An 18,209-nucleotide genomic window follows, 5' to 3' on the forward strand; every position below is an offset into this window, starting at 1 on the left:
AATCCGTATTTATTTTTTTTAGTATTAATAAATTGTTATTATAAATACTACACAATTAAATAAATTATAACTAATCTTTATATCAACAATTTTAAATAAATTAGTTTAATTAAAATGAGAAATTATGATCTTTATAAAATGATTCCTGCAATTGACGCAGAGCATTTGAAAAACTTAATTCAACATTACGAATTAGCAACTATTTCCTTCACCCATAATAATTTTGAATTTGATCAGTCAAAACTTCCTACCGAAGAATCTCTGGATGACTCAATGGACGAATATTTTAATAGACTTTCATTTCTAGAAATTTGTGCAGAATTAAGTAGTGTAGTACAAAAGTCTGAACACCTTTTATTAAAACTTGTTAAACGGTAAAGCTGAAATTTCAGTGATATAAAAAAGGAATAACAAAGTTTTGCCATCCCTTCCAATTATGAAAACTTGAATTAATCTCTGAAACTTAAATTTGATATTTTATTTTAGCAGATTTTATTGAAATTATTTTTCCTTTTTTTTAATCATTTACTCATTAATATTATTTTGAGTTCACTTCTGGAAACAAAGTATCTGCAAATGTTTCTTCTGCTTCCACAGCCACAAGTTCGGGATCTAAATTAGGATAACTAAACATTTCTAAAGGTTTTTGGTCCAACCATAATTTATGAAGATCTTTATTTAAACAAATCGGCATTCTTTTCTTATTGTTATGTATAATACTCATCAAATCATTTGCAGCAGTGGTAACAATACTGTAAGTCTTAAGTTGCTTTCCTGTTGTCGGATTAGTCCATAAATTATAAATACCTGCCAAAGAGAATAACTCTTGATCTTTAATTTTTATTTTAAACTTTTTTTTAGTTTTTCCTTTTTCATCCAACCATTGCCATTCGTAAAAATGTTTTGCCGGTATTACGCATCTTTTATTAACTGAATTTTTATAGGAAGCCAATTGAGGTATCGTTTCTACCTTAGCATTTAAGGTATTGGTTTTCTTTTGGAAATCTTCTTTCGCCCAACTAGGAAATAAACCCCATTTACCCACAACTATTTCTGTAGGTGCAATATCCATTATGATAGCAGTTTCAGGATAATTAAAGCCATTTAATTCATCAACAGTATAATATCCTTCCTCAATTTCATAAGCATTGTAATACTGTTCTGCTTCCTTTGCTGTATATAATGTACTAAAGCGATAACACATATCTATATTTTTACAAGTTTAATTTCGTTACCTTCATTTTCTATAAATAACTCATAGCCATATTGAATTTTATCATAAGTTTTTTTTAATAAATCTGCTAAAATATCTGCATCATTCAAATCATCTCCTTTGAAATCATTATCAACAATATTAATGATCACTTCATCGTCACGAACATCCAATCCATTACAATTATATTTTGCATAATCAAAACCACTTTCTTTGTTTAACCTTTGTAGAAACCGTATTTCTTCTTGTGTAAAAATATTATCCATTTAATTATTTGGCTTGAGGATTTATTGCATAAATTTACACTTATTTTAATTTATTTGCTTTATAATTCAAAAAAATGTTTGCATTAGTAGATTGTAATAATTTTTATGCATCCGCAGAACGTGCATTCCAACCTCATTTGGAAGGTGTTCCCATTGTTGTTTTATCAAATAATGATGGTTGTGTTATTGCAAGAAGTTATGAAGCAAAAGATTTAGGAATTAAAATGGGTTTACCTGCATATCAGTTGAAAGAATTTACAGAAAAATATGATATTAAAGTATTTTCCAGTAATTATGAACTGTATGATGATATGAGTAAAAGGGTAATGAAAACGCTGTCATATTTTACGCCGGACATTGAAGTGTATTCCATTGATGAAATTTTCTTAAAATTTGTTGGCTTTCAAGATTTTAATCTTTTTGATTATGGTCAAAAAATGAAAAATGCTGTAAAAAAAAACACTTGGCTTCCTGTTTGTGTTGGTTTCGCACCTACTAAAGCATTGGCGAAAGTGGCAAACAAAATTGCTAAAAAATTTCCTGATAGATGTAACGGTGTGTATGTAATTGATAATGAGGAAAAGCGTATTAAAGCATTAAAATGGTTAAATATTGAAGATGTTTGGGGTATTGGCAGACAGATTTCTAAAAAATTAATTTCGTGGAATGTAAAAACGGCTTATGATTTCACCCAATTAGATGATTACACGGTTCAAAAGGAATTTTCAATTGTCGGTTTAAGATTAAAAAAAGAATTGTTAGGGATTAATTTTTTAGACTTAGAAGTACAGGAAAGAAAAAAAGCCATTGCTACAACAAGGAGTTTTGCTTCTGATGAATATGAATATAATAATATTGCAGAAAGAGTAAGCACATTTGCAGTGCGTTGTGCCGAGAAACTTCGCAGAGAAAAATCATTTTGCAGTAAAATTGAAGTCTTTCTAATTACGAACAGATTTAAAGAAAATAATCCGCAATATTCAAATAAAGTGGTAATTAATTTACCATTCCCTACAAACTCAGACATTACCATAGCAAAGTACGCCAAACAAGCCCTAAATATCATTTACATAGATGGTTTCGGATATAAAAAAACAGGTGTAGTAGTCCACGAAATTACACCGGAACCATACAAACAAATGAATCTATTTTTTAATGAATCAGATAAACATAAAGTTTTGATGGAGACATTGGATAAATTAAATATCTCTAAAATGGATCCGGTGGTAAGAATTGCTTCCCAAGATTTGAAAAAAAGAGAAAAAATGCGTAGAGAAAAACTATCTAAATGCTATACAACAAAGTGGAATGATCTAATAGAAATCGGATGATATTAAAGAAAATGACCAAGAATTCTGATGAATTAGAATTTTTTGAAATTAAAAAAGATGGTAAAAAGTTTTATGTAGAGTTGCACAATTCGATTGCAAACGGCTTTCCTTCACCTGCAGAAGATTTTTCAGGCAAACGTATCAGTTTAGACGAAAAATTTTTATCTAAACCCGAAGCAACATATATTGGTAAAGCTAAAGGAATGTCAAACTATCCCTATATTTTGCCAGGAGATTATTTGGTTATTAGAGCAGATTTAGACGCAAAAAACAATGATTTAGCAATTGTTTATATTCCAGGAGATGGTTTTTCTGCAAAAAAAATTGATTTAAAAAATAAATGCTTAAAACCTCTTAATGAAGAATTCCCAATTTTGACAATTCCAGAAGGAGAAATCATTGAGACAAGAGGAGTTGTAAAAACAATATTCAGAGAAGTAAAAAATTTAGATTAATTGTATCCTTTTACTCATAAAAATGTTGCATTAGAAAATTAAATGGTTTTCTAAAATCAATAAAAAAACCAAATCATAATAAAATAAAAAAGATAATCTATGAATGCAACATCAACCCTCGCTTTAATCGGTGGTGGACCAGCAGCACTTTTTATGCTTAAGCAAGTTTACGACAAGAAATTACAATTCAAAAAAATCATAATTTTTGAAAGAAATGACAGATTTGGTGTAGGCATGCCTTATGGTAAATTTGGTAGCAAAGAAGAACACGTAGCTAATGTAAGTGCTAATGAATTACCTAAATTATTCGAATCATTTTCAGAATACATTAAACGTAAACCAGATCAAGGTTTTCAGAATTTTGTTAAAGGTGGAAATATAAATGAATACGAAGTTATACCACGGCTACTGCTTGGAAATTATCTTGAGGAACAATTTAAAATTTATTCATCAGAACTTATAAAGCAAGGCATTGAATTACAGTTACTCCTAAATACTGAAGTTAAAGACATTAAGTATTCTGATAATATTTTCAACATAATTACTGATAATGATACTTTTAAATCTGATTACACTGTAATATGTATAGGACATCTATGGAAAAAAACATTTGAAGATAAGATTGAAAATTGGTATGATTCTCCATACCCACCGTCAAAATTTACAGGTAAAAATAATTATCCTGTTGCAATAAGGGGAGCTTCTCTTACAGCAGTTGATGCTATAAAAACAATTTCTAGAAACAACGGTATATATAAAGAAGATGAGAATGGTAATCTAGAATATATAGTCTCACATGAGAGTCCAAATTTTAAAATTCATTTATATTCATTAAGTGGTTTTTTACCAGCGTTACGATTTCATACAGAGGATGAAGCATTTGATACAAACTGGACTATGAACAATGAGGAAATTAATGATTATAAAAACAAAAATAATGGTTTCGTTGATTTAGATTATGTTTTTAAAAAGAATTTCATAGAAAGAGTTAAAGAAAAAGACTATAAATTTTATGACCGCATAAAAGATCTATCAATTGAGCAATTCGTTGATGAAATGCTAAAAATTAGAAATGAGTTAGACAGTTTTACTTTATTAAAAGCAGAATTCACAGAAGCTGAAAAATCTATTGAACGCCACCAATCTATTGTTTGGAAAGAAATTTTATCCGCTTTTAGTTATGCTGTAAATTATCCTGCAAAACATTTTCCTGCAGAAGATATGTTAAGGTTAAAAGGAAAATTAATGCCGCTTATATCAATCATTATTGCTTCACTTCCACAATCTTCTTACCACGAAATAATGGCATTATACAATGCTAATATCCTTGAAGTAAGTTCAGTTGGTAAAGACAGTGATGTAGTTCCTAATGAAAATTATGGCGCAATATATAACATCAAAGATGACAACGGAAGTAGGAAAATCAAATATGATATGTTCGTTGATGCCATCGGTCAAAAACCTATGAATTACGGAGATTTTCCATTTGAAAGTGTAAAAAACGAACAATTGATATCAAGAGGATTTCTATATTTTAAAAATAATGACATTGCTGAAGAAGAAATACAAAATGGAAATCAGAATGTTAAGCAGGATTCGACAGGCAAATACTATTTATTAGTTACAGGTCTTAACATAGGAGATAATTTCGAAAAAAAAGATATTTATGCAGTCAGCAATAAAAAATTCTATAATATGTCTGTTCCATTTATTGGTGGTCTAAATCCAGATTATTCAGGAATGGACTTTTGTGATACTGCATCTGAGAGAATTGTAAATTCAATACTAGATGACTTTAATGATGCCGCCACTGCGGTTTAGTTTGAAGACGTACATTAGTTATTTCGGAATTCGCCACATTCCTTAAAACGAATTGCCTCAGAATCTAAAATATATTTTCTGAAATCTGCTTCACTATTTTTGTCCATTTTTTTAAAACAAACTTCGATATAATTTGCCATTAATGACCAGCCAGAGAGATTAGTTATCGTTTTTTTATTTTCAGATTTTTGTGCAAAATGATTTAGATAATCCATAATATCATTCAATTCTTTGCTCGAATACTTTGTACTCTTAAATCGAATATTATCACTGCCAATAATATTCGTGATTTTTCGTTTACCATTTTCCAATTTCCCTTTGATATTGATCACTAAATTTCCTTTTTCATCGATGAATCCGCCTCCAAAATAGTCAGGCAAATTTTCACCGTAATGTTTTAAAAGTTTACTTAATTTCTCATTTGCTTCCCACTGAAAATCTGCATCTGCTTCAACAGAATTTTGCTTTATTTCTTCAGGTAGTTTTTGCTTGGCAGTATCCTTTGCTAGTGATTTCGAAACTGGATTGTTTTCAACGTTTTGAACAGTGTCTCTCTCAACTATGTGATTTTGACTTTTAATCTCAGTTGATTTTTTCTGCTGGCAACTTAAAACAAATATTAAAATGATTATTGAAATATTTTTCATTTAAAAAAAAATTTAAATTATTATTATTTGGTGAAAAGTAATAATATTTATTTCAGAGGAAGGGACTTAAAAATATTTGTTTTTCAATCGGAGACGTTCTTGCAAAATTGTGGCTAACGTTTTCGGGCTTTACGAAGTGGCGGAAAATCGAAGCGAAAAGTTTCGATTTAGACGGAACGTAGCAAAAGCCAATTTCTATTTGCTAAATTAAATAAAAAAGCCAATAAAATTGGCTTTTGCGGATTAAAATGCACAAACTTTCAATTTAGACTTAACCCCGCCATTTTGCAAAACCCTTGTTGAACTAAACCTTCGGTAGCTTTCTCAGCGCTATATTTAGTTACTTTGTAAAACTAATTAAAAATCAGTAAAATGGCAACAAAAAAAAGAGTGTAGAAGAGCTTAGAGAAAACAAAATCATCAATCAGGCAAAGCGCGAAGTTCCGGGATTTGCGGAGCTTTTGCATAGGTTTGAACGTACGGTTTCGGTGTTGGGAAAGAAGCCAAAGTACCTTTCAAAATTACTCCAGACACGTCGCTGCGGTGTCGCTACATTTCGGGAAAATTCCTACAGAATTGGATCCCGAGCAAATTCACGATTACCTTTTTTATCTACAGAAAAAATCTAAATCTCCATCACAATCGTACTTCAAACACACCGTTTACGGGCTTCGGTTTCTGCTAAAATCGGAAGGTTTAAGTTATGATTTTTTGAGTCTTCCGGAAATTAAAAAAGAGAAAAAACTGCCTGTAGTTCTCAGTAAACAGGAGGTTTGGCAGATGCTTTCGGGGTGTAAGCTTTTAAAGCATAAAATCTTAATCGGGATTCTTTACGGTTGCGGATTGCGCTGTATGGAGGTTCGAAATCTCCGTTTGTGCGACTTAGATTTTGGTCGAAAACAACTCAAAGTGGTTCAGGGAAAAGGAAAAAAAGACCGCTATTTACCACTTTCTGAGCATCTGATTCGTGGGCTCAAAAAGTATATCGAAGCTGAAAAACCGGAAGATTATCTCTTTGGAATGCCACGAGAAGGAAGAGCCGGCGGAGAGTTTGATTCCCGTTACTCACAAAGAGGCGTTCAGTGGGCGGTAAAACAGGCATCAAAAACGGCAAACATCCTGAAAGAAGTGAGTGTCCATACGCTTCGGCACAGTTTTGCGACGCATCTTCTGGAAGATGGGATGGATATTTTGAGCATCAAAAATCTTCTCGGTCACGAAAGTATTGATACGACGCTGGTTTATCTTCAAATTGCACAACTTTCCACCCAAAAACTCTTTTCACCGCTCGATACCCTTTTTTCAGAATTTGGGAAGAAATGAGTGGTTTTAAAACCTCAAAAAAACAGTCAGTTCAACCTCAATCTCAACCTCAATACGAAGTCGCCGATGTTTTAAATATTTTAGGTTCAAAATTGGAAAATTTAGAACTTAATTCCTGGCAGTTAAGAACTTTATTTGCCTTAAAAAAGTGCAGAACTTCGGCTTTGGGCGGACATATTGATGCTTGTGATGAATGTGGCGTTTTAAGCATCAGTTACAACTCCTGCCGAAACCGTCATTGCCCAAAATGTCAGGGAAAAAACCGAGAAGATTGGATACAAACACGGGAAACCGAACTGCTTCCGGTACCTTATTTCCACGTGGTTTTTACGCTTCCGGAAGTATTGAACAAAACAGCGCTTCACGAGCCCAAGATGTTGTATGATATTTTATTTGAATCGGCTTGGGAAACCCTTCAAACGTTTGGCAAAAACAAAAATCTCCAAATGGGAATGATTGCTGTTTTGCACACTTGGGGACAGAATCTTAGTCTTCATCCGCATTTGCACTGCATTGTTCCGGGCGGTGGTGTGGATGAAAACGGAGCTTGGAAAAACATTAGAAGTGACGGTAAATTTTTGTTTCCGGTAAAGGCTTTGAGCAAAGTTTTCAGGGGTAAATTTTGTGAGAAACTAAAAGATAAAAATCTTGAAGAATATCCCAAAATCAGGCGAAATCTGTGGGAAAAACCTTGGGTGGTTTATGCTAAAAAGCCTTTTGGAAGCCCAAAATCGGTGGTGGAATATTTGGGTCGTTATTCCCACAAAATCGCAGTCAGCAACCAGAGAATCAGAAAAATTGACGCGGAGACGGTCACTTTTTCTTACAAAGATTACCGCCAAAAAGGCATCAAAAAGCAGATGGTTTTGAGCCACGAGGAGTTTATCCGCCGTTTTGCGATGCATATTTTGCCGAAAAGATTTGTGAAAATCCGTCATTATGGTTTTTTGAGCAGCACTTGGAAACGAATTAAGCTTAAAAAACTGCAACAAAAATTAGGCATCCAGCCTAAAGAAAAGCTTCCGCCAAAAGTTTTTCAGCCGAAATGTAGTTGTTGCAGAGTTGGAAATTTGGTAACGATTGCCACGTTCGATCTTCGAGGTCCGCCAAGTTGGTTTTTGGAGATGAGCCGAAATTTACCTGCTCCTAAATCTGCATTTTAAAAGATTTGGGTAAGGGAAATTATGTCTAAAGGTGAAAGAAAACACAATAAAACCAAGAAAAAACCACCAAAATCACCCATAAAAAAAGAGACTCTTCTCAAAGTCTCTTGTATCTCTAAAAATCTTTTGTCGATAAACCCATAGTGTGGGAAAATACCCAACCAAAAGCTGCCGAAGGTTCCGTTCAACAGGGTTTTCATTGTTCGTGCTGCGCACGCAACGAAAACTTAGCTATTAGCGGTAGTGGCTCTTTTCGGTTGTTCTGTTGAGCGTTGGCTTGGTAGCTCTTTTGCATTTTTGTTAGGCTTTTGTGCGGTTGGGAAAATGCAAATGTGCTACCAAAAGCGTGGGCTGTTACGACATCAGTTCATTTATTTTGTTTTGCCATTCGTCCTCAAACACAACTTGAAACTGAAAACCGTGGTCGGGAAATTCGTCAAACAATTCCTTCCACGCTTTTTTTGCTCCCAATTCATTGCATAATGCAAATACATCTTGTTTGTATTTAGTGTCCTCGTTTCTTAGATGAATACCTTTTGTTTCCAAAACATACACCGTTCCGTAGTCGTCTTTATCTGCTTTTTTGTCTGTTGCGATAAAGTCAGGGTAAATCTTATTGCGTTTCCAACCTTGTATATGATAATCCTGTCGGCTCATATTGCGATACCACCACAATAGTTTTTCCTGTTCGTCCAAATAAATAGCAACCGATTTTTCAAGGTCATTGATATTTTCTTCGGGAACGTAGTCAAACAGCGATTTTTGAATAGCTGTGTTGTCGTTCCGCACCAATTGTTTGTTGCTTTTTACTTTTATTCTGGACGGCAATACAAATCCGCCTTTGTTTTCAATCAGGAAAAAACAAAGTTTTTTATCGGTAATCATATTTCTAAAAACCTGTTCGGATAAGCGGTTACGTTCTTTGTCCAAAATCTTTTTCAGTTCTTCAATAATGAAAACAAAGTTAGTTGCAACCGTTTCACGGTCGTATTTATGTTGCAATAAATCAATCGCTTTTTTACCAATTTGAAAGCAATACCAAGGGTTAGGAACAATTTCGGTTATCTGTCTTGTCAGAAAAACTTCGTCAATTTCCAACGTTCCTGTCTTTTCTGCTCTGCCTGTTTCTCTCAATAATTCCTGTTCTTCATTGCTCAATCCCAAAACAATTTCTTGCTCTTTACTCAATTTGTTTTGCAACGAAAGATTTTTGATTTCGTCAATATTGATGTCTTCCCAATCTATATCACTTAAAATATCAATTTCAAAATTCAGGTTTCGCCAACTTTCCGTTTCCTGAACAACGAATTTTGGTAAATAAATTTTCCCTTCAAATTTTTTAAAGCCAGAACGATACTGCATTTCACGCTCTCTTAAACCGCCTGTGTCAGTTCCTGCATCATCACTTACAATTCTTCCTGCAATGTCGCCTAATCCTTCATCTTCCAATCCTTTCTTGATATCGCTTACCAACGATTTTGCATTTTGACGGAACGTAAAAACGTAACACTCGTCCAAATCCTGCACTTTGGTTTTTCGTGCGAATGGTTGTCGTAAAATACGACCGACCAACTGCGTAATTCCTGTTGCGGAACTTGGATTGGTAAGCACCGTAAGCACATACGCAAACGAACAATCCCAACCCTCTTGTAAGGCTTGTTTGGTAATGATATAGCGTATTTCGCAATCTTGTGCAAACAAATCTATTCCCTCAATATCGTCTTTTTCACTTGATTTGATAGCAATATGGCTTTCAGGGATATTACATTTTTTGATTAAATATTCTTTCGCATCTTCTGCGTGAATAAACTTTTTATCCCGTTGGTCTTTTCCTGTCCGCTCTACCTGTATCAAGCAAATCGGACGGATATATTCGCCTGTATTGGCTTCGTATTCTTTGGCTTTTTTCTCTAAATCGTTTCGTTTCTCAAAACTTGCCAATAATGTATCTTCCCAATCCAAACTTGTTTTGTTGGTTAAGTGAATATCCAACTTTATCATTTCTTCTTCGTGCAATTCCCTTCCTGTAATTTTTACCAACTCATTGCTGTTTGGCGGTGGTGTTGCCGAAAGTTCCAATATGAAACTCGGATTGAAATTTCGTATCGTGTTTCTCGCATTTTCGCCATAAGCACGGTGTCCCTCGTCAATAACCACAAGCGGACGCAACACTTTCAAGGTATTGCCCAACGAAGTTTTTATTTGCGTTCCGAATACTTCCATTTCGGTTGTGAAACAATCCAAATTCGGAAGTAACTCTTTCAGTTTTTTATGTCCTTCAAAATCATCTTCTCTCGGAAAAAAATCTGTAAATCCACCTTGGTCACGGAATACTTTCAGCGTTTCTTTATTCTGACGATTTGCAGACGGTAACATTAACAATAAAACCACCAAATGTTCTTCCACATCAAGGCGATTAAACATTTCTGTTTTTTCTTTTATCAATGTTTTGCCACCGCTCGAAATGTCTAAAACCTGTCTGTATGGGTGGTTTCTGTCTTTTAATGCTTTTATGGTTTGACGATAAATTTGCGTGGACGGCACAACCCAAAGCACCAAACCTGTTTGTTTTTTAAGGTATGTTTTTTGAATACTGTCAATAGCGTGGCAAGCCAACAACGTTTTTCCGCCACCTGTCGGCACTTTCAGGTAAATATCAGGTACAGGTTCGTCTAAGCCGTTTGTTTTAGAACTGTAAACAATACGACCTGTTGATTTTTCCCAAGCCTCTTTCGGGAAATTAATATGTTTTGCCAAGTGCGGTTTGAGTTCGGCAATTTCTTCAAACTCTTTTTTCGCATCAGCCAAAGCACTCAAATATTCTTTGAGTTCCTTTAAAACCTTATCCTGATAGTGCTTTAATCTCATTACTTCTGTATTCTATAAATTTCGTAAGGTAATTGGCAAAAATCAATACGGTGTTCAAGCAATGTGTAATCGTCCACATACTTGGCAGGTGCAAAAACTAAACGCTGTTTTCCTTTGAATTTTGGAAGTGCTTTGCAACGGTCTAATGTCAAAGCATTTGTTTTCAACCATTCAATATCGGCATTGTAAAACAGATATACTTCATAATTTTTGCTTTCGCCTATAAAGCCTGTTTTTGTGTCAATATTTTTCTCGTTAAATTCTTCGCCTGTGGCTGTATAAAAAAGATAACGTGCAAACTCGGTAAAAGACGGTAAACTTTGCCCTCTCAACAAACTTTCCATTTCTATGGTTTCGCCCAACTCAAAATAGCTGAATGAACCGCCTGTACCTTTTTTCAGATTTTCGTTTTTGGCTGTTGGAACACCTTTGATAACCCTGCGAACTCTTTCGGCTGTAATGGTATTGGCATAATCTTCCTGTTCTACTAAAATAAATTTACGATTGCCTCCGTCTTCTTTGTTGAGTTCTAAAACTGCGTGTGCCGTTGTGCCTGAACCTGCAAAGCTGTCCAGGATAATTGAGTTTTTATCTGTTCCTATTTGCAGAACCTTTGTCAATAAACCTAACGGTTTAGGATAAGGGAATTTACTGTCTGGAAAGATTTGCTTCAACAATTTTCCACCTGCTTCTGTATTGACATCTTTGTCAATCCATATTGAACGTGGTTTTTTTGTTCGTTGTTCATCATTTCTTTCTAAATAGTCTTTGATAAAAATATCGTATTCATTTCGTCTCTGTATTAGTCTTGCATAAACTCTGTTTACTTCATTTTTGGATTTATCAAGTCCCCACATCCATCTACCTTCTCGTCCGTCTGATTTTTTAGGTAATACCTCAACGGAATGGGTTTGAGATTTTGTGAGACTTACCGAACAATCCTTTGGATTTACAAAGATTGGAAAAAACATATCAGGTCTGTCTGTACGCAAAGAAGCTGCTCCACGTTGTCGCAACCCTAATTCTCGCCACATTTTACCATCTTCATCTTGTTTGCCAAAATCTTCAATATCATCTTGTGTAAGAGGCAATCCGTCTAATTCAAAAAACTGATTGTTCTTTGCATAGATAAAAAGTGTGTCGTGAAGAGTTGCAACATTATTATCTGATTGTCGTCCTCTTGGATTGGCCTTTACTGTTATGTTGGCAACAAAATTATCTGCACTAAAAATTTCATCAAGCAGACACCTTAAATGATAATTTTCGTTATCATCACAAGATATAAAAATAGCACCGTCCTCGCTCAATAATTCACGCAACAGTTTTAGGCGTGGCATCATCAGGCAAAGCCATTTGTCGTGGCGTGTCATATCCTCTTTGTCCACCACACTGCCCAACCATTCTTTAATCATCGGGCTGTTTACGTTGTCGTTGTACACCCAATTTTCGTTTCCTGTGTTGTAAGGTGGGTCTATATAAATGCACTTAATTTTTCCCGCATAAGTTGGCAAAAGTGCTTTTAATGCTTTCAGGTTGTCGCCTTGTACTATCAAGTTATCGTGCAGAGAAACTTTGTCTGTAAGGCTTAATTCTGCCTTTGGCACTAATTGGTGGTACTTTACCGCCAAATGGTGGTTTTGCACAAATGTTTTTCCTTTGAAATTGAGGGTTGGCATATCGTTAAATCTTATCTATTTCGTCTAAAATGTTTTCAAATTCAGTTATTTCATTATCCAATTTATCACAAGTAAGAAATTGGTTTAACTCATCAACAGGTAAATGTCCTTCGATTAAATCGTGAAGTACGGAATGGTTTTTGGCAATTCTCTCATATAAATCATTATTGAACTTCACATTTCGGATATTAGGAACTCGTACCAAAGTGTCATATCTCTGAACAGTACTTGCTAATAACTTCGTTACAACAATTCCTTCATAACAGCTACGCAATGCTCCATAACCTGAACGAATAAGGTTTTGGGCAAAACTTCGGTCAGGTTCTTTTTTTGCTCTGATATGGTATTGTTTAGGAATATGTGAATTTGTATATGTACTATCTTTCAATGGTGTATTCTGCAACTCAATTATACCAATAATTTCTCTACCACTACTAACAATAGAGTGAACGGCTACTTTTGTTTTGTCTGTTTTATATTTGTTTTTTCCGTGATTTTCTAAATATTTTATAAAGACAATATCGTGAGAGAAAATAATTACTTGTTTTATATCACTTTCCTCAACTAATCTTTGCGCTATTGTTTCTTTGCGACTATGATCCAACGAGGTAACAGGATCGTCAAAAATAATTCCCCTGTTTATTTCCGATAAGTGCATTTCTGCAAGAAAATCTGCAATAGCAATTACTTTTTGTTCGCCTTCACTCAAAACAGCATTAGGGTTTTTCCCTTTTAGTTTGAGTTGTCTGTACGATTTTCCTGCCGAACCTGTGTGATTGATGTCAATTCCAAAATTTCCATTCAGTTTTTGACATTCTTCGTTAAAAGCATCAATGTATTTTTGATTGAAATATTTATTTGATAAGGCTTTTTCTGTTTTGGTAATTGTCTGTTTTGCATAATCCGCTTTGTTGGCTTTTTTAATCCAAATCTGATTATTGACAAACGTCTCAAACTTTGAGAAATGCGTATTAAATTTTTCCTTGTGTTCTAAAAGTGTTTTTGCGGTTAGTAATTTTTCTAATTCCTTACTTTGCTCATCTTCTTTAAGTAATTTGATAGAAGCCTCAATAGCTGTTTCTATCGTTGTGTGTTGTTCAACACTAATTTTTATTTCTGCTCTCTCGTTTGCAGTTTTGCTTTGAATATCTGAAACAATGTTTTCGGCAAGTGTTTTCTGTTCTGCAAGTTTCAATTTTAATGCTTCTAATTCGTTCGGATATTTTTCAGTTAGCCAAACAGTAAGCGTATTGTCTTGCGGAAACAAGTCAAAGTTCAAGTTTTCGTAATTTTCTTTTGCTTTATTAAGTTTTTCCTGTGCTTGTTTTGAGTTTTGCTCTGCAACACTTTTTATGAAAGTCCAATAATTGGAAATCAGTTTTTGTGCCTCGTCTGAAAGTGGCTGTTGGCAAAGCAAACAGTTGTCGCCATTTTCGGGATAAACTATATTTTCCGCTTTTTGCGTTTTAGCAAACGTTTCGGCAGATACGATAAAACTTTTCCATTCCGTTGTTCCAATGTTTTCAATTTTATCGGTTTTAAAATTTTCTATTTCCTCGGATTTTGCTGTCGTTTCTTTTGTTACACAATCCGTAATTGCAGTTTTTACTTTTCCAATAGTTTCAGTTGTGAAAAACTGATTAAGTTTTTCAATCGCTTGTTTATTTTGAGCCAATAAACTTTTAATGCCTTCAAGCGTTTTTATTTCTTTCTCTTTTCCTTTGGAAGCTAAAAGAAGTTCATCATATTGTTTTTGAATTGTTTCTTTTTGGGTTTTATCTTCATCAGAAAAAGGCGTGTACTTTTTTAAGTCGTCAATTTTTGTTTCTGCATTAAGACTTTCAACAAGTGTTTTTATTTCAGAATTACCGTCAAACCAAACTGAAAAATCATTTGGTGATTGTTTAATTGTGATTTCAGCATTTAGCTTTTGTTCTACACGGATAACAGAGTTTGTGTAATCGGCAAAAAAACTTAATCCTGCTGGTCTAAATTCAAATTCGTTTTTGTTTTCGAGGTGCTTTAAAACACTGTTTCCGTCAAAAACGGCAAACTGCTCAAATTCTGCATTGTCTTTGTTTGCAAACTCCAATGAAGTTTCAGCATTGTTTGATTTGAAAGTAAATTTTGCATTAACGTTTTTGTGTCCATTGTCAATATGAACATTCGGCAAAATATTTTCGGGTGCTTTTGAATAAAAAACATTTTTCAAAAGTCTTACATAACCTGACTTTCCTGAACCATTTGTGCCGTAAATAATTGTTAGGTTAGGGCTAAATTCAATCGTTTGGTTTTCGGTCAAGGCGTTTACGCCTTCAACATTTTCAAGTTTTGTAAAAAGTAAATCGGTTTTGTAATTTCCTGAATTTTCGGCATTGTAGTCAATCTCAATTTCAGGTTTTGGGGTTTCTTCAATGAGTTGTAAGTGTTCAAGCAAATAAGAATGTGAAGTATCAATATCGTTATCAGAAATAGCATTGCCCAACAAAATTTTCTCTGCAAGAAATTTTGCCCAATAGGGAAGTTCGTTAGCGAATTTCTTCACTTCCGTTTCAAGCGTTTCCAATTGTTGTTCAACTTCTGCTATTTCGGTTACTTCACTCATTATTTATTTTTATGTTTTACATTGTACTTTACTTTTTCCTCTGCCACTTTCATTGCTTCTAATGCCAAATCTTCGTCCTGTACTTCGTAAGCCAATTTGTCGGACAACCACGCAATAATTACGTCATTTTTCTGCTCTTTGTAAAAGTCTGAAAGTGCTTTTACCTGTTCTCTTGTAGGCATACGTTCATCCCGTTCAATCTTGCTTAAAATAGTCGGGTCAAGAGAAAGTTTCGCTCCAACTTCTCTAAGTAAAAGTCCTTTTGCTTCTCTCAATTCCCTTAGTATTGTCCCTATTGTTTTCAAATTTATTGCTTTGTTTTGACTTGACAAATATTGGCAAATATACGAAATGAATTTTGTCTTGCTGGCTAAATTAAACGAAAAGTTCAATTTCGACCAAACGAAGCCGATGCTTTTTCAATGGAATTAAATTACGAAAAAATGTGGAATTGAAAAGTAGCGGCGGCAAAAAAGGAGAAGATTTTTAATTCAGAGTTTAGCCCCGCATTTTGCCAATACAATGTTGAACTAAACCTTCGGTAGCTTTCTCAGCGCTATATTTAGTTACTTTGTAAAACTAATTAAAAATCAGTAAAATGGCAACAAAAAAAAGAGTGTAGAAGAGCTTAGAGAAAACAAAATCATCAATCAGGCAAAGCGCGAAGTTCCGGGATTTGCGGAGCTTTTGCATAGGTTTGAACGTACGGTTTCGGTGTTGGGAAAGAAGCCAAAGTACCTTTCAAAATTACTCCAGACACGTCGCTGCGGTGTCGCTACATTTCGGGAAAATTCCTACAGAATTGGATCCCGAGCAAATTCACGATTACCTTTTTTATCTACAGAAAAAATCTAAATCTCCATCACAATCGTACTTCAAACACACCGTTTACGGGCTTCGGTTTCTGCTAAAATCGGAAGGTTTAAGTTATGATTTTTTGAGTCTTCCGGAAATTAAAAAAGAGAAAAAACTGCCTGTAGTTCTCAGTAAACAGGAGGTTTGGCAGATGCTTTCGGGGTGTAAGCTTTTAAAGCATAAAATCTTAATCGGGATTCTTTACGGTTGCGGATTGCGCTGTATGGAGGTTCGAAATCTCCGTTTGTGCGACTTAGATTTTGGTCGAAAACAACTCAAAGTGGTTCAGGGAAAAGGAAAAAAAGACCGCTATTTACCACTTTCTGAGCATCTGATTCGTGGGCTCAAAAAGTATATCGAAGCTGAAAAACCGGAAGATTATCTCTTTGGAATGCCACGAGAAGGAAGAGCCGGCGGAGAGTTTGATTCCCGTTACTCACAAAGAGGCGTTCAGTGGGCGGTAAAACAGGCATCAAAAACGGCAAACATCCTGAAAGAAGTGAGTGTCCATACGCTTCGGCACAGTTTTGCGACGCATCTTCTGGAAGATGGGATGGATATTTTGAGCATCAAAAATCTTCTCGGTCACGAAAGTATTGATACGACGCTGGTTTATCTTCAAATTGCACAACTTTCCACCCAAAAACTCTTTTCACCGCTCGATACCCTTTTTTCAGAATTTGGGAAGAAATGAGTGGTTTTAAAACCTCAAAAAAACAGTCAGTTCAACCTCAATCTCAACCTCAATACGAAGTCGCCGATGTTTTAAATATTTTAGGTTCAAAATTGGAAAATTTAGAACTTAATTCCTGGCAGTTAAGAACTTTATTTGCCTTAAAAAAGTGCAGAACTTCGGCTTTGGGCGGACATATTGATGCTTGTGATGAATGTGGCGTTTTAAGCATCAGTTACAACTCCTGCCGAAACCGTCATTGCCCAAAATGTCAGGGAAAAAACCGAGAAGATTGGATACAAACACGGGAAACCGAACTGCTTCCTGTGCCTTATTTCCACGTGGTTTTTACGCTTCCGGAAGTATTGAACAAAACAGCGCTTCACGAGCCCAAGATGTTGTATGATATTTTATTTGAATCGGCTTGGGAAACCCTTCAAACGTTTGGCAAAAACAAAAATCTCCAAATGGGAATGATTGCTGTTTTGCACACTTGGGGACAGAATCTTAGTCTTCATCCGCATTTGCATTGCATTGTTCCGGGCGGTGGTGTGGATGAAAACGGAGCTTGGAAAAACATTAGAAGTGACGGTAAATTTTTGTTTCCGGTAAAGGCTTTGAGCAAAGTTTTCAGGGGTAAATTTTGTGAGAAACTAAAAGATAAAAATCTTGAAGAATATCCCAAAATCAGGCGAAATCTGTGGGAAAAACCTTGGGTGGTTTATGCTAAAAAGCCTTTTGGAAGCCCAAAATCGGTGGTGGAATATTTGGGTCGTTATTCCCACAAAATCGCAGTCAGCAACCAGAGAATCAGAAAAATTGACGCGGAGACGGTCACTTTTTCTTACAAAGATTACCGCCAAAAAGGCATCAAAAAGCAGATGGTTTTGAGCCACGAGGAGTTTATCCGCCGTTTTGCGATGCATATTTTGCCGAAAAGATTTGTGAAAATCCGTCATTATGGTTTTTTGAGCAGCACTTGGAAACGAATTAAGCTTAAAAAACTGCAACAAAAATTAGGCATCCAGCCTAAAGAAAAGCTTCCGCCAAAAGTTTTTCAGCCGAAATGTAGTTGTTGCAGAGTTGGAAATTTGGTAACGATTGCCACGTTCGATCTTCGAGGTCCGCCAAGTTGGTTTTTGGAGATGAGCCGAAATTTACCTGCTCCTAAATCTGCATTTTAAAAGATTTGGGTAAGGGAAATTATGTCTAAAGGTGAAAGAAAACACAATAAAACCAAGAAAAAACCACCAAAATCACCCATAAAAAAAGAGACTCTTCTCAAAGTCTCTTGTATCTCTAAAAATCTTTTG

The 18,209-nt window shown here is 34.9% G+C and carries 15 protein-coding genes; 8 read left to right on the plus strand and 7 right to left on the minus strand.

From position 1 onward, the window contains the following. Window positions 1-138 precede the first annotated feature (138 nt). Window positions 139-378, plus strand: coding sequence for a hypothetical protein (locus MTP08_RS14335; protein WP_243577804.1), 240 nt, complete (start codon window positions 139-141; stop codon window positions 376-378). Window positions 379-538: 160 nt separating this feature from the next. Here MTP08_RS14335 and MTP08_RS14340 read toward each other — a convergent pair whose 3' ends face one another. Together MTP08_RS14340 and MTP08_RS14345 are read right to left on the minus strand one after the other, a co-directional pair. Further along, window positions 539-1,204, minus strand: coding sequence for an SOS response-associated peptidase (locus MTP08_RS14340; protein WP_243577805.1), 666 nt, complete (start codon window positions 1,202-1,204; stop codon window positions 539-541). Window positions 1,205-1,206: 2 nt separating this feature from the next. Next, window positions 1,207-1,479 (minus strand): hypothetical protein, encoded by a 273-nt coding sequence (locus tag MTP08_RS14345; protein ID WP_243577806.1) that lies wholly within the window; start codon window positions 1,477-1,479, stop codon window positions 1,207-1,209. 74 nt (window positions 1,480-1,553) lie between these two features. Here MTP08_RS14345 and MTP08_RS14350 point away from each other — a divergent pair, with 74 nt between their 5' ends. From MTP08_RS14350 to MTP08_RS14360, 3 genes are all read left to right on the plus strand, one after another. Beyond that, window positions 1,554-2,810, plus strand: a complete 1,257-nt coding sequence (locus MTP08_RS14350; RefSeq protein ID WP_243577807.1) for a Y-family DNA polymerase — start codon at window positions 1,554-1,556, stop codon at window positions 2,808-2,810. Beyond that, the gene (locus MTP08_RS14355; RefSeq protein WP_243577808.1) at window positions 2,807-3,265 is read left to right on the plus strand and encodes a LexA family protein; all 459 of its coding nucleotides are present in this window, start codon (window positions 2,807-2,809) and stop codon (window positions 3,263-3,265) included. The genes MTP08_RS14350 and MTP08_RS14355 overlap by 4 nt, the downstream gene beginning before the upstream one ends. A gap of 99 nt (window positions 3,266-3,364) precedes the next feature. Continuing rightward, window positions 3,365-5,086 (plus strand): FAD/NAD(P)-binding protein, encoded by a 1,722-nt coding sequence (locus MTP08_RS14360; protein WP_243577809.1) that lies wholly within the window; start codon window positions 3,365-3,367, stop codon window positions 5,084-5,086. Between the two features lie 14 nt (window positions 5,087-5,100). Here MTP08_RS14360 and MTP08_RS14365 read toward each other — a convergent pair whose 3' ends face one another. Then, window positions 5,101-5,733, minus strand: a complete 633-nt coding sequence (locus MTP08_RS14365) for a hypothetical protein (protein WP_243577810.1) — start codon at window positions 5,731-5,733, stop codon at window positions 5,101-5,103. Window positions 5,734-6,276: 543 nt separating this feature from the next. Here MTP08_RS14365 and MTP08_RS14370 point away from each other — a divergent pair. Further along, window positions 6,277-7,056, plus strand: coding sequence for a tyrosine-type recombinase/integrase (locus MTP08_RS14370; protein ID WP_243577771.1), 780 nt, complete (start codon window positions 6,277-6,279; stop codon window positions 7,054-7,056). Next, window positions 7,053-8,219: an IS91 family transposase gene (locus MTP08_RS14375; RefSeq protein WP_243577772.1), complete on the plus strand. Its 1,167-nt coding sequence runs from the start codon at window positions 7,053-7,055 to the stop codon at window positions 8,217-8,219. Before MTP08_RS14370 ends, MTP08_RS14375 begins: the two co-directional genes overlap by 4 nt. A 354-nt stretch (window positions 8,220-8,573) precedes the next feature. Here the strand turns inward: MTP08_RS14375 and MTP08_RS14380 are convergent, their stop codons facing one another. The 4 genes from MTP08_RS14380 to MTP08_RS14395 are packed head-to-tail and all read right to left on the minus strand — an operon-like array spanning window position 8,574 to window position 15,673. Continuing rightward, window positions 8,574-11,087 (minus strand): DEAD/DEAH box helicase, encoded by a 2,514-nt coding sequence (locus MTP08_RS14380; RefSeq protein ID WP_243577811.1) that lies wholly within the window; start codon window positions 11,085-11,087, stop codon window positions 8,574-8,576. Next, the gene (locus MTP08_RS14385) at window positions 11,087-12,763 is read right to left on the minus strand and encodes a site-specific DNA-methyltransferase (protein ID WP_243577768.1); all 1,677 of its coding nucleotides are present in this window, start codon (window positions 12,761-12,763) and stop codon (window positions 11,087-11,089) included. Before MTP08_RS14385 ends, MTP08_RS14380 begins: the two co-directional genes overlap by 1 nt. Window positions 12,764-12,767: 4 nt before the next feature. Continuing rightward, a complete protein-coding gene (locus tag MTP08_RS14390) occupies window positions 12,768-15,368 on the minus strand; it encodes an AAA family ATPase (RefSeq protein WP_243577769.1) in 2,601 nt (866 codons plus the stop codon). After that, window positions 15,368-15,673 (minus strand): helix-turn-helix domain-containing protein, encoded by a 306-nt coding sequence (locus MTP08_RS14395; protein WP_243577770.1) that lies wholly within the window; start codon window positions 15,671-15,673, stop codon window positions 15,368-15,370. The genes MTP08_RS14390 and MTP08_RS14395 overlap by 1 nt, the downstream gene beginning before the upstream one ends. Window positions 15,674-16,137: 464 nt before the next feature. Between MTP08_RS14395 and MTP08_RS14400 the strand changes: the two genes are divergently transcribed. Further along, window positions 16,138-16,917 carry a tyrosine-type recombinase/integrase gene (locus MTP08_RS14400; protein WP_243577771.1) on the plus strand — a complete coding sequence of 260 codons (780 nt, stop codon included), beginning with the start codon at window positions 16,138-16,140 and terminating at the stop codon, window positions 16,915-16,917. Then, window positions 16,914-18,080 (plus strand): IS91 family transposase, encoded by a 1,167-nt coding sequence (locus MTP08_RS14405; RefSeq protein WP_243577772.1) that lies wholly within the window; start codon window positions 16,914-16,916, stop codon window positions 18,078-18,080. The genes MTP08_RS14400 and MTP08_RS14405 overlap by 4 nt, the downstream gene beginning before the upstream one ends. The last annotated feature ends 129 nt before the right edge of the window (window positions 18,081-18,209 follow it).

The organism is Chryseobacterium oryzae (genome assembly GCF_022811665.1).
Classification (GTDB): domain Bacteria; phylum Bacteroidota; class Bacteroidia; order Flavobacteriales; family Weeksellaceae; genus Chryseobacterium; species Chryseobacterium oryzae.

Coding starts and splice junctions, on each gene's coding strand:
- MTP08_RS14365 (WP_243577810.1), bottom strand. CDS start 5,733: ATGAAAAATATTTCAATAATCATTTTAATATTTGTTTTAAGTTGCCAG.
- MTP08_RS14350 (WP_243577807.1), top strand. CDS start 1,554: ATGTTTGCATTAGTAGATTGTAATAATTTTTATGCATCCGCAGAACGT.
- MTP08_RS14360 (WP_243577809.1), top strand. CDS start 3,365: ATGAATGCAACATCAACCCTCGCTTTAATCGGTGGTGGACCAGCAGCA.
- MTP08_RS14340 (WP_243577805.1), bottom strand. CDS start 1,204: ATGTGTTATCGCTTTAGTACATTATATACAGCAAAGGAAGCAGAACAG.
- MTP08_RS14405 (WP_243577772.1), top strand. CDS start 16,914: ATGAGTGGTTTTAAAACCTCAAAAAAACAGTCAGTTCAACCTCAATCT.
- MTP08_RS14355 (WP_243577808.1), top strand. CDS start 2,807: ATGATATTAAAGAAAATGACCAAGAATTCTGATGAATTAGAATTTTTT.
- MTP08_RS14380 (WP_243577811.1), bottom strand. CDS start 11,087: ATGAGATTAAAGCACTATCAGGATAAGGTTTTAAAGGAACTCAAAGAA.
- MTP08_RS14345 (WP_243577806.1), bottom strand. CDS start 1,479: ATGGATAATATTTTTACACAAGAAGAAATACGGTTTCTACAAAGGTTA.
- MTP08_RS14375 (WP_243577772.1), top strand. CDS start 7,053: ATGAGTGGTTTTAAAACCTCAAAAAAACAGTCAGTTCAACCTCAATCT.
- MTP08_RS14385 (WP_243577768.1), bottom strand. CDS start 12,763: ATGCCAACCCTCAATTTCAAAGGAAAAACATTTGTGCAAAACCACCAT.
- MTP08_RS14335 (WP_243577804.1), top strand. CDS start 139: ATGATTCCTGCAATTGACGCAGAGCATTTGAAAAACTTAATTCAACAT.
- MTP08_RS14390 (WP_243577769.1), bottom strand. CDS start 15,368: ATGAGTGAAGTAACCGAAATAGCAGAAGTTGAACAACAATTGGAAACG.